Source organism: Actinomadura sp. 7K507, from assembly GCF_004348425.1.
Lineage (GTDB): Bacteria > Actinomycetota > Actinomycetes > Streptosporangiales > Streptosporangiaceae > Spirillospora.
This window is the reverse complement of the sequence record NZ_SMKK01000280.1, coordinates 1-10,966: the sequence shown is the minus strand read 5'-3', so window position 1 is coordinate 10,966 and position 10,966 is coordinate 1. Positions and strand designations below refer to the sequence as shown.

Sequence of the window (10,966 nt, the reverse complement as noted above, 5' to 3'; positions counted from 1 at the left end):
GTCCAATGATGGGTATGGGTTTCGTTATGGCGGATGCAGAGGTCGAGGTCGGTCCGGAAGCGCTGGCGTTCAGGCAGGTGGTGGCGGTCGCGCGGGGCGGCGCCCGGGTCTCGTTGTCGGACGGGGCGCTGAAGCTGATCGGCGAGGCGCGGGCGCATATCGAGGAGCTGTCGGCTCGTCCCACACCCGTCTACGGGGTCTCCACCGGGTTCGGGGCCCTCGCCACCAGGCACATCGCGCCCGATCTGCGGGCGCGGCTGCAGCTCAACATCGTCCGGTCGCACGCTGCGGGGTCGGGGCCCGAGGTCGAGCGGGAGGTCGTCCGGGCGCTGATGCTGCTCAGGCTGCGCACGCTCGCCACGGGACGGACCGGGGTGCAGCCGACGACGGCGCGGACGCTGGCCGAACTGCTGAACGCCGGCATCACGCCCCAGGTCTTCGAGCATGGAAGCCTCGGCTGTTCCGGCGATCTCGCGCCGCTCGCGCACGTGGCCCTGGCACTGATCGGTGAGGGCTCGGTCAGGGACGCCGGCGGGGAGCTGAAGCCGGCGGCGGAGGCGCTGGCGCAGGCCGGGATCACGCCGGTCAAGCTCGGCGCCAAGGAAGGGCTCGCCCTCCTGAACGGGACGGACGGGATGCTCGGCATGCTCGTCCTGGCCATCAACGATCTGCGGGCACTCCTCGTCGCCGCGGACGTCGCCGCGGCGATGACCGTGGAGGCGCTGCTCGGCACCGACCGGGTCTTCGCCGCCGACCTGCAGAACCTGCGGCCGCATCCGGGGCAGGCCGCCTCGGCCGCCAACCTGCGGGCGCTGCTCGGCGCCTCGGAGATCATGGAATCGCATCGCGGGCCCGACTGCACCCGGGTCCAGGACGCGTACTCGCTGCGCTGCGCGCCCCAGGTGAACGGCGCGGCGCGGGACACGGTCGAGCACGCCGAACTCGTCGCGGGCCGGGAACTGGCGTCCGCCATCGACAACCCGGTGGTCCTGCCCGACGGGCGGGTCGAGTCCAACGGCAACTTCCACGGCGCGCCCATCGCGTACGTGCTGGATTTCCTCGCGGTGCCCACGGCGGACGTCGCCTCGATGTCGGAGCGCCGCACCGACCGGATGCTCGACAAGGCCCGCTCGTACGGGCTGCCCGCCTTCCTCGCCGACGACCCCGGCGTCGACTCCGGCCACATGATCGCCCAGTACACGCAGGCCGCGATCGTCTCGGACCTGAAGCGGCTGGCCGCTCCGGCCAGCGCCGACTCGATCCCCAGTTCGGCCATGCAGGAGGACCACGTGTCGATGGGCTGGAACGCGGCCCGCAAGCTGCGCCGGTCGGTCGACGGGCTGGCGCAGGTGATCGGCATCGAGATCCTCACCGCCGCGCGGGCCCTTGACCTGCGCACCCCGCTGCGTCCCGGCCCGGCGACCGCGGCCGTCGTCGCGAAGCTGCGCGAGCGGGTCCCGCCGCCCGGCCCGGACCGCTACCTCGCGCCGGAGATGGCCGCCGCGACCGAGATGGTGCTGGACGGCTCGCTGGTCGCCGCCGCCGAGGCCGTCACCGGCCCCCTGTCCTGAGTAGCCCGCAGTTGAGGAGCCCGCAGATGTCAGGTCCACGTCCCGTCCGCGCGCCGCGCGGCACCGGCCTCACCGCCAAGGGGTGGCCGCAGGAGGCCGCCCTTCGCATGATCCAGAACAACCTCGATCCGGAGGTCGCCGAGCATCCCGACGAGTTGGTCGTCTACGGCGGCTCGGGGAAGGCGGCCCGGAACTGGGACGCCTTCGACGGCATCGTCAGGTCGCTGGCCGATCTCGAAGGGGACGAGACGCTGCTCGTCCAGTCCGGCAAGCCGGTCGGGATCTTCCGGACGCACGAGTGGGCGCCCCGCGTGCTGATCGCGAACTCCAACCTGGTGCCGCAGTGGGGGACGTGGGAGGAGTTCCGCCGCCTGGAGTCGCTCGGCCTGACGATGTTCGGGCAGATGACCGCCGGGTCGTGGATCTACATCGGCACCCAGGGCATCCTCCAGGGCACCTACGAGACGTTCGCCGCCGTCGCCGACAAGCGCTTCGGCGGCACCCTCGCGGGGACGGTCACGCTGACCGCCGGGCTCGGCGGGATGGGCGGCGCGCAGCCCCTCGCCGTCACGATGAACGGCGGCGTCGCGATCTGCGTCGAGTGCGACCCGTCCCGTATCGCGCGGCGCGTCGAGCACCGGTACTGCGACGTCGAGGCCGGCTCACTGGACGAGGCGCTGCGGCTCGCCGGGGAGGCGAAGGCCGAGCGGCGGCCCCTGTCGATCGCGGTGCTCGGCAACGCCGCCGACATCGTCCCCGACCTGCTGCGCCGCGGCGCGCCGATCGACATCGTCACCGACCAGACCAGCGCGCACGACCCGCTCGCCTACCTGCCGCGCGGCGTCGCGTTCGACGACATGGCCGCCGAGCGCGGCAAGGACCCGGCCGCGTTCATCGGCAGGGCCCGCGACTCGATGGCCGCGCACGTCGAGGCGATGGTCGGATTCCAGGACGCCGGAGCCGAGGTCTTCGACTACGGCAACTCGATCCGGGGCGAGGCGCAGCTCGCCGGGTACGCGCGGGCGTTCGACTTCCCCGGCTTCGTGCCCGCCTACATCCGGCCGCTGTTCTGCGAGGGCAAGGGCCCGTTCCGGTGGGCCGCGCTCTCCGGCGACCCGAAGGACATCGCCCGCACCGACCAGGCGATCCTCGACCTGTTCCCCGACAACGAGCCGCTGACCAGGTGGATCAGGATGGCGGGGGAGCAGGTCCGCTTCCAGGGCCTGCCGTCCCGGATCTGCTGGCTCGGCTACGGCGAGCGCGACAAGGCCGGCGAGGTGTTCAACGACCTGGTGGCGCGCGGCGAGATCAGCGCGCCGGTCGTGCTCGGCCGCGACCACCTCGACTGCGGTTCGGTCGCCAGCCCGTACCGGGAGACCGAGGGCATGGCGGACGGCTCGGACGCGATCGCCGACTGGCCGCTGCTGAACGCGATGCTCAACGCCTCGTCCGGCGCCACGTGGGTGTCCATCCACCACGGCGGCGGCGTCGGCATCGGCCGCTCCATCCACGCCGGCCAGGTCTGCGTCGCGGACGGGACGGCCCTCGCCGCCGAGAAACTCCAGCGCGTCCTGACCAACGACCCCGGCACCGGCGTGATGCGGCATGTCGACGCGGGCTACGACCGGGCCGCCGAAGTGGCCGGCGAGCGCGGCGTCCGGATCCCGATGCGCCCATGAGCTTCGAGGAGATGTGGGCGGCGCTGCTGCCCGTCGGGCGGGACGAGGCGACCGGCGGCTACCACCGGTTCGCGTGGACGCCGCCGGAGCTGGAGTGCCGCGCCTGGTTCGTGGACGAGGCGCGACGCCGTGACCTGCACGTCGAGCACGACCCCAACGGGAACATGGTCGCCTGGTGGTGGCCCGGGGACGGGTCGCGCGGCGACGCCGTCCTGACCGGGAGCCACCTGGATTCGGTGCCCGGCGGCGGGGCGTTCGACGGGCCGCTCGGCGTCGTGTCGGCGTTCGCGGCCGTCGACGCGCTCCGGGAGCGGGGCGCCGCGCTCACCAGGCCGATCGGGATCGGGGCGTTCGCCGAGGAGGAGGGGGCGCGGTTCGGTGTGGCGTGCCTGGGGTCGCGGCTGCTGTCCGGGGCGATCGACCCGGCGCGGGCCCGCGCGCTCACCGACGGCGACGGCCGCACGTTCGCCGAGGTCATGCACAACGCCGGGCTCGATCCCGACGCGATCGGCCCGGACGACGACCTCCTCGGGCGGATCGGCTGCTTCGTCGAGCTCCACGTCGAGCAGGGCCGGGCGCTCCGGGAACCGGTCGGCGTGGCGAGCGCGATCGTCCCGCACGGGCGGTGGCGGTTCGACTTCGGCGGCGAGGGCAACCACGCGGGCACGACCGCGCTGCCCGACCGGCGCGACCCGATGCTGCCGTTCGCGGGCATGGTGATCGCCGCGCGGGAGGCGGCCGAGCGGAACGGGACCGTCGCGACCGTGGGCAAGGCCCGGGTCGTGCCGGGCGGGGTGAACGCGGTCGCCTCGTCCGTCACGGCGTGGCTGGACGCCCGCGGCCCGGCGGACGAGGCGGTCCGGCGGACGGTGAAGCAGATCGACGAGGCGGCACGGGTCGCCGCGCGCCCGCACCGGGTGAGCGTCGACCTCGCCGAGGAGTCCTACACCGAGATCGTCGACTTCGACCTGGCCCTCCGCGACCGGATCGCCGGGACGCTCGGCGGGGCGCCCGTCCTGCCGACCGGCGCGGGGCACGACGCGGGCATCCTCTCGGCGCGGCTGCCCACGGCGATGCTGTTCGTCCGCAACCCGACCGGGGTCTCGCACGACCCCGCGGAGTTCGCCGAACCGGCGGACCGCCTGGCCGGAGTCGAGGCGCTCACGGCGGTACTGGACGACCTGGCGTGCGGGTAGGACTCCGGATATGCAGTGGCATGCCCAGCTCGCGTGGCTCGGGGACGGTATCGCGTCCGACGTCCTCATCGAGGCCGGCGGCGAGCGGATCACCCGCGTCGCCGCCGGCGTCCCCGCCCCGCAGGACGCGCGGCGCCTGCCCGGCCTGACCCTGCCGGGCCTCGCCAACGCGCACTCCCACGCCTTCCACCGCGCCCTCCGCACCCGCGCCCAAGGACACGGGGGGCGGCGGGGCGAAGCCGTGGGGGCGAAACCGGGTGGGTTCTGGACGTGGCGCGAGCAGATGTACAAGATCGCCGACCGGCTCGACCCCGCCTCCTACCGCTCCCTCGCGACCGCCGTGTTCGCCGAGATGGCCCTCGCCGGGATCAGCTGCGTCGGCGAGTTCCACTACCTGCACCACAGGCCCGGCGGCGCCCCCTACGGCGAGCCGAACGCGATGGGCGAGGCGCTGATCGCCGCCGCGTCCGACGCGGGCATCCGGATCACGCTCCTGGACGCCTGCTACCTCGCGGGCGGCATCGGCGAGCCCCTCCATGGCCCGCAGCTCCGCTTCGGCGACGGCACCGCGGGCAACTGGGCGCGGCGCGTCGACAGCCTCTACGAGCAGACGGACAAGGCGGGACGGCTGCACGCCCGGGTCGGCGCCGCGATCCACTCCGTCCGCGCCGTGCCCCGCCAGCAGCTGCGGGCGGTCGCGTCCTGGGCGAAGGAGCACCGCGCGCCCCTGCACGTACACCTGTCGGAGCAGCCCGCCGAGAACGAGGCGTGCCTGGACGCCTACGACATGACCCCGACCCGCCTCCTGGCCGAGGCCGGGGTGCTGGGGGCGCTGACCACGGCCGTCCACGCGACGCACCTCACCGGTGAGGACGTCGGCCTGCTCGGCACGACGATGACCGGCGTGTGCATGTGCCCGACCACCGAACGCGACCTCGCCGACGGCATCGGCCGCGCCCGCGACCTGGCGGACGCCGGCGCGCCGATCTGCCTGGGCTCCGACCAGCACGCCGTCATCGACATGTTCGAGGAGGCCCGCGCGGTCGAGCTGGACGAGCGGCTCCGCACCGGCGCCCGCGGCCACTGGACGGCCGGGGAGCTGCTCGCCGCCGCCACGTCCAACGGCCACTACGCGCTCGGCTGGCCCGAGGCGGGACGGCTGGAGCCCGGCGCGTACGCCGATCTCGTCACCGTGGCGCTCGACTCGGTGCGCACGGCCGGTTCCGGCCCCGGACACGCCGCCGAGGCCGCCGTGTTCGCCGCCACCGCCGCCGACGTCCGCGAGGTGGTCGTCTCCGGCCGCCAGATCGTCGGCGACGGCCGCCACCTGCTGATCGACGACGTCCCCGGCGCGCTGCACCAGGCGATCACCGCCGTCACCGAAGAGGAGCCCGCTTGAGCACCGCCATCGTGAACATCGGCGAGCTCGTCACCAACGACCCCGCCCTGGGCGGTCTGGGCATCGTCGATGACGCCGCCCTGGTGATCGAGGACGGGAGCGTCGCGTGGACGGGCCCGTCCTCGAAGGCCCCCGCCGCCGACACCGCCTTCGACGCCGCCGGCCGGGCCGTCCTGCCCGGGTTCGTCGACTCCCACGCCCACCTCGTCTTCGCCGGCGAGCGCGCCGAGGAGTTCGCCGCCCGGATGAGCGGCCGGAAGTACGCCGCGGGCGGCATCCGCACGACCGTCGAACGCACTCGCGCCGCGTCGGACGACGACCTCCGCGCGAACGTCCGCCGCCTGATCGACGAGATGGCGCGCCAGGGCACGACGACCGTCGAATGCAAGTCGGGCTACGGCCTCACGGTCGACCAGGAGGAACGCGCCGTCCGCATCGCCGCCGAACTGGCGGACGAGGTCACCTACCTCGGCGCCCACATCGTCCCCGCCGAATACGGGAACGACACCGCCGCCTACACGCACCTGGCCTCCACCGACATGCTCGCGGCCTGCGCGCCCCACGCCCGCTGGGTGGACGTCTTCTGCGAACGAGGGGCCTTCGACGCCGACCAGGCCCGCGAAGTCCTGCGAGCGGGCGTAGAAGCGGGACTGAGCCCCCGCCTGCACGCGAACCAGCTCACCCAAGGCCCCGCCGTGCGGCTCGCCGTCGAACTGGACGCCGCGTCCGCCGACCACTGCACGTTCCTCAGCGACGCCGACGTGGACGCTCTCGCGTCATCCGAAACGGTCGCGACCCTCCTGCCGGGCGTCGAGTTCTCCACCCGCCAGCCCTACCCCGACGCCCGCCGCCTCCTGGACGCGGGCGCCACCGTCGCCCTCGCCACCGACTGCAACCCGGGCTCCTGCTACAGCTCGAGCATGGCCTTCTGCATCGCGGTCGCGGTCCGCGACATGCACATGACCCCCGCCGAGGCCGTCTGGTCCGCCACCGCAGGCGGCGCCCAGGCCCTCCGCCGCACCGACGTAGGCCACCTGACCCCGGGCGCCCGCGCGGACATCCACGTCCTGGACGCCCCCTCCCACATCCACCTCGCCTACCGCCCCGGCGTCCCCCAGACAGCCGCCGTCTGGAAGGCCGGCCGTCAGGTGTGACGGTCAGGCTTCACCCTTGTTGATCAGGTGCGGGGTGCGATCTCCAAGTCCTGCCACCCGATCTGCATGTCGAACGGATGGCTGATATTCAAAGCCCATATGTCGCCATCGCGGTGATTTACGCTGATCCGGGAGTACCTGCGATCTGTGGTTGTGAGGGCGTAGTGCTCGACGATCAGCGCACCGATCTCGTCGACTTGGACGATCAGGTAGTGGGGTATTCCGGACTTTGCGTACTCGCCCATCTTGTGAATGCGGTCGCGTGACTGCGACCAGCGGGAGATGGCCTCGACCGCGATCAGGATGTCCCCGGCGCCGAGCGTCTCGAAGACCTCACGGCAGTGATGTACAACAACGTCCGGTATGCGCAGAGTAAGAGGAACTTCCCAGAGGCGGACGGGTACCTCCGTGTTGATGTCGATGCACGGAGCCTTCTCCTCGTCGTGGGAGCTTCTGTACTTTGCGACGGCAACTTCGAACGCTTGCGCCAGTCGGAAACCGGTCCGCTGGTGAGGTCGGTTGCGGGGTTCGCGAGAGACGAGGTGCCCCTCGACCACTTCGCTCTCTCGCTGGATGTCCCCGTCGAGCGCGAAGTACCCCTCCAAGCTCAGAAAAGCCTGTGTCTCCAGTTCGTTCATCGTCATGTCGCCATCATCGTCGTCAGCCACGTGACTTGTCCTCCAGATAACGGCGGTTGACTCTTATTAGGGGTTTTTGGTCGCGGGAGACGTAGTCCGTTGAGAGGACTTCGGCAATGAAAAGGGTATGGTCACCCGCTTCGATTTTCTGGCGGGTTTCGCATTCTAAGGCGGATTGGCCCGTTTCGGGGATCAGGGCGTCCGAGTGCTCGCCGCGGTGGTGGGGTTCGCCGGCGAGGAGGATGCGGGCGCCGGGGCGGCCCTCGGCGGCGAAGCGGCCGGCCAGGGCGCGCTGGCGGGAGGACAGGATGGTGGCCGCCCAGCGGTCCCGGCGGCTCAGGACCTCCGTCAGGTAGGAGGACGTCGTCACGCTCGCCAGCACCATCGGCGGGTCCAGGGACACCGACATGAACGACGTCACCGTCGTCCCGAGGTCGTCGCGGCCGTCGCGGACGGTCAGGACGACGACGCCCGTGGCGAAGCCCGCGACGGCCTCGGTGAACTCCGTGGTCAGCGGATCTCCCAGGTGCCGGGGAGCGTCAGCGGGCCGGCGGCGGGCAGGCCCAGGCGGGCGGCGAGGCCGCCGAGGGAACCCCAGCCGTCGAAGCGGGCCGAGGCGGCGGTGCGGTCCTCGCTGGACTCCGGCGGGCGGAGACGCTCCAGGGGAGAGGAGTGCGGGTAGACGCGGACCGGGGCGTCGGCGGCGAGGCCCGACTTCTTGCGGGCCACGTCGAGGGCCTTGTCGATGCCGCCCAGCTCGTCGACGAGGCCTTGCTCCTTGGCGTCGGCGCCCGTCCACACACGGCCGCGGGCCAGTTCGTGGACGCGCTCGCGGGACAGGCCGCGGCCCTCCGCGACCCGCGAGGTGAAATCGTCGTAGATCTTGTCGAGGGAGGCGTTGACGCGTTCCCACTCGGAGTCGCTGAAGTCCTTCGTGGCGCTGGACATGCGGGCGTGGTCGCCCACGGCGACGCTGCCGAGGCTGACGCCGATCCGGTCGAGGAGGCCGTTCACCACGGCCTTGCCGGTGACGACGCCGATCGAGCCGGTGAGGGTCCCGGGCTGCGCGACGATCGTGTCGGCGCCCGCCGCGACGTAGTAGCCGCCGGACGCCGCGGCGTTGCCCATCGAGACGATCACGGGCTTGCCCGCACGGCCGGCCAGGACCACCTCGCGCCAGATCGCGTCGGACGCGACGGCGGAGCCGCCCGGACTGTTGATCCGGAAGACGATCGCCTTGACGTTGTCGTCCTTCACGGCGGCGCGGAACGCCGCGCCGATCGTGTCCGAGCCCATCGCGGGACCGGAGCCCGGGAGCGGGCCGCCGCGGCCGCTGCGGCCGAGCCGGATCGGGCCCTGCCCGTTGATCAGCGCGACGACGTCCTGCCTGCCGGGCTGCGGAAGCATGCTCGCGATGCCGTGCGCGCGGTTGTAGCGGCTGACGTAGCGGAGCTGGGCGTCGTCGCCGAACTCCTTGCGGAGGTCGGCGTACACCTCGTCGCGGTAGCCGAGGTGGTCGACGAGCTTCTCCTCCAGCGCCTCGCCGGCGAGGAAGGGGCCGCGGTCCATGAGTTCGCGGACCTTGTCCTCGGGGAGTCCGCGGGCGGCGGCGACGGCGGCGGTGATCTGCTCGCCGAGCGAGGCGACGAGGCGCCGCGACGACTCCTCGTGCTCGGGGGTGTAGGTCTTCTCCATGAACGTGTTCGCCATGGTCTTGTACTCGTGGCGCTTGGCGAACCGCGGCTCGACGCCCGCCTTCTCCAGCGCGCCCGCGAAGAACGGCTCTTCGAGGGCCATGCCGACCAGGCCGACGTCCCCGGTGGGCTGCAGGTACACCTTGTCGAAGGCGGTGGCCAGGTAGTACGGGACGGTGCCGCGCCCGCCCTCACCGTACGTCTCGGCCCACGCGACGGTGAGCTTGCCGGCGTCCCGCAGCGCCTGCACGGCCTCGCGCAGCTCCTGGACGAGCGCCAGCCCGATGCCGCCGCTGACCTTCACGACGAGCGCGCGGACGCGGCTGTCGGAGCGGGCGCGCCGCAGCCCGTCGAGGACGTCCCGCAGGTTCGTCCTGCGCATGGACAGGATCGCGGAGACGGGGTCGGCCGGCGCGGTCTCCACGATGCCCTCGGTGAGGTCCAGTTCGAGGATCAGCGGAGCCGTCCGCCGGTCGCGGGCCTGTTTGATGACGTTGAGGACTGTGCCGGGATCCACCATGGCCCCAGCCTATGCGCTCGGATACGGGGCTTCCCGTACCGTCCTCCGACCCCCGGCCACCGCTCGGGGGCCGTCGGTACGAGCTGCCTCCGCCGGAGGGCGGCGTCGCGTGTCAGCGGGCGAACGCCTTGTTGGGGACGACGCTCGCCGACGCCTGCGCCAGCGGACGCCCGCGCGTGTCGGTGATGGCCGCGTTGCTGACCATGCGGGTCCGGCCGGGATGCACGCACGTCCCGGTCACCGTGTACGTCTCACCGGCCTGGACGCCGCGCAGGTAGTCGATGTTGAGGTTGAGCGTGAGCATCGGCATGAACCGGTCGCACGTGCTGCTCGCCGCGAGGCAGACCGCGTTGTCGAGGATCATCGCGATGTAGCCGCCGTGGACGGTGCCGCCCGGGTTGCACAGCTTCTCGCCGGGCGTCCACGCGATCTCCACCAGGCCGTGCTCGGCGACCGTGACGGCCTGCCCGATGTAGTCGCTGATGTCGGAGAACTCCGGGATCCGCTTGTCCCGCATGGCGCGGATGAACTCCGCGCCGGACAGCGTGTTCCACAGATCGGCGGCCTCCTGCATGGCCTCCGGGCTCGCCTCGACGCTCAACTCGCAACTCCTCGATCAGCCGACCTCCGAATGCTATTCGGTGATCGGGGGTGCGAACCTGTGCCGTTCATCACGGCCGACGGACCGGGCAGGGATCAGCCGGCGACGTGCAGGACGCCCGTGGTGGTGGTGCCGAGGCCCCCCGGAGACGAGTACTTCAGGCCGTCCCCCACCCGCTCGAGCGTCAAGGTGCCCCCAACGCAGACGCCCTGGGTCCCCCGGCTGTTCTTCGGGGTCTCCTGGAACCGAAGTGTCGTGGCGGACGACTCCTCGACGACCAGGGTGTTGTGGCAGCCCCAGTCGTCGTAGTCGGAGGTGCCGTCCGTGGCGCCTTCCTCCAGCTTGATCGTCGCCTTGGTGCTGCTCTCGCCCGAGGTGAGCCCGCCGGTCTGGGTCACGGTGCCCGTCCAGGTGCCGGCGAAGTCCGCGGGCACCTTCGCGGCGCCGGTCCCGGTCCCCTGCCTGGTCCCGTCCGGCGGCGAACTCGCCGGGGGCGGCGTCGTCTCGCCGGGGG

At 72.5% G+C, this 10,966-nt stretch carries 10 protein-coding genes; 5 read left to right on the top strand and 5 right to left on the bottom strand.

Features of this window, described 5'->3' with window-relative positions:
* Positions 1 to 26 precede the first annotated feature (26 nt).
* Genes hutH through hutI form a run of 5 tightly spaced genes read left to right on the top strand, consistent with a single transcriptional unit; the run spans position 27 to position 6,999 of the window.
* Positions 27 to 1,571 (top strand): histidine ammonia-lyase, encoded by a 1,545-nt coding sequence (hutH, locus tag E1285_RS39015; protein WP_132159631.1) that lies wholly within the window; start codon positions 27 to 29, stop codon positions 1,569 to 1,571.
* Between the two features lie 26 nt (positions 1,572 to 1,597).
* Positions 1,598 to 3,250 carry a urocanate hydratase gene (gene hutU / locus E1285_RS39010; protein WP_132159630.1) on the top strand — a complete coding sequence of 551 codons (1,653 nt, stop codon included), beginning with the start codon at positions 1,598 to 1,600 and terminating at the stop codon, positions 3,248 to 3,250.
* Positions 3,247 to 4,446, top strand: a complete 1,200-nt coding sequence (locus E1285_RS39005) for an allantoate amidohydrolase (RefSeq protein ID WP_132159629.1) — start codon at positions 3,247 to 3,249, stop codon at positions 4,444 to 4,446. The genes hutU and E1285_RS39005 overlap by 4 nt, the downstream gene beginning before the upstream one ends.
* Positions 4,447 to 4,456: 10 nt before the next feature.
* Positions 4,457 to 5,845, top strand: a complete 1,389-nt coding sequence (locus E1285_RS39000; RefSeq protein WP_132159628.1) for a formimidoylglutamate deiminase — start codon at positions 4,457 to 4,459, stop codon at positions 5,843 to 5,845.
* Complete coding sequence (gene hutI, locus E1285_RS38995) at positions 5,842 to 6,999, top strand: imidazolonepropionase (RefSeq protein WP_132159627.1); 1,158 nt, start codon at positions 5,842 to 5,844, stop codon at positions 6,997 to 6,999. The genes E1285_RS39000 and hutI overlap by 4 nt, the downstream gene beginning before the upstream one ends.
* Before the next feature lie 23 nt (positions 7,000 to 7,022).
* On the opposite strand, the gene E1285_RS38990 is transcribed toward hutI, so the two are convergent.
* From E1285_RS38990 to E1285_RS46030, 5 genes are all read right to left on the bottom strand, one after another.
* A complete protein-coding gene (locus E1285_RS38990) occupies positions 7,023 to 7,667 on the bottom strand; it encodes a Uma2 family endonuclease (protein WP_132159626.1) in 645 nt (214 codons plus the stop codon).
* Positions 7,660 to 8,151, bottom strand: a complete 492-nt coding sequence (locus E1285_RS38985; RefSeq protein ID WP_347814122.1) for a flavin reductase family protein — start codon at positions 8,149 to 8,151, stop codon at positions 7,660 to 7,662. The genes E1285_RS38990 and E1285_RS38985 overlap by 8 nt, the downstream gene beginning before the upstream one ends.
* A complete protein-coding gene (sppA, locus tag E1285_RS38980; protein WP_132159625.1) occupies positions 8,148 to 9,851 on the bottom strand; it encodes a signal peptide peptidase SppA in 1,704 nt (567 codons plus the stop codon). The genes E1285_RS38985 and sppA overlap by 4 nt, the downstream gene beginning before the upstream one ends.
* A gap of 112 nt (positions 9,852 to 9,963) precedes the next feature.
* On the bottom strand, positions 9,964 to 10,452 hold the full coding sequence (locus tag E1285_RS38975) for a PaaI family thioesterase (RefSeq protein ID WP_243723361.1): 489 nt from the start codon (positions 10,450 to 10,452) through the stop codon (positions 9,964 to 9,966).
* 95 nt (positions 10,453 to 10,547) lie between these two features.
* A partial coding sequence (locus E1285_RS46030; RefSeq protein WP_207947136.1) for a hypothetical protein occupies positions 10,548 to 10,966 on the bottom strand: 419 nt, incomplete at its 5' end.

Bases quoted from the DNA above. Each gene is read 5' to 3' on its own strand.
- E1285_RS39000 (WP_132159628.1), top strand. From the start codon at position 4,457: ATGCAGTGGCATGCCCAGCTCGCGTGGCTCGGGGACGGTATCGCGTCC.
- hutU (WP_132159630.1), top strand. From the start codon at position 1,598: ATGTCAGGTCCACGTCCCGTCCGCGCGCCGCGCGGCACCGGCCTCACC.
- E1285_RS39005 (WP_132159629.1), top strand. From the start codon at position 3,247: ATGAGCTTCGAGGAGATGTGGGCGGCGCTGCTGCCCGTCGGGCGGGAC.
- hutH (WP_132159631.1), top strand. From the start codon at position 27: ATGGCGGATGCAGAGGTCGAGGTCGGTCCGGAAGCGCTGGCGTTCAGG.
- sppA (WP_132159625.1), bottom strand. From the start codon at position 9,851: ATGGTGGATCCCGGCACAGTCCTCAACGTCATCAAACAGGCCCGCGAC.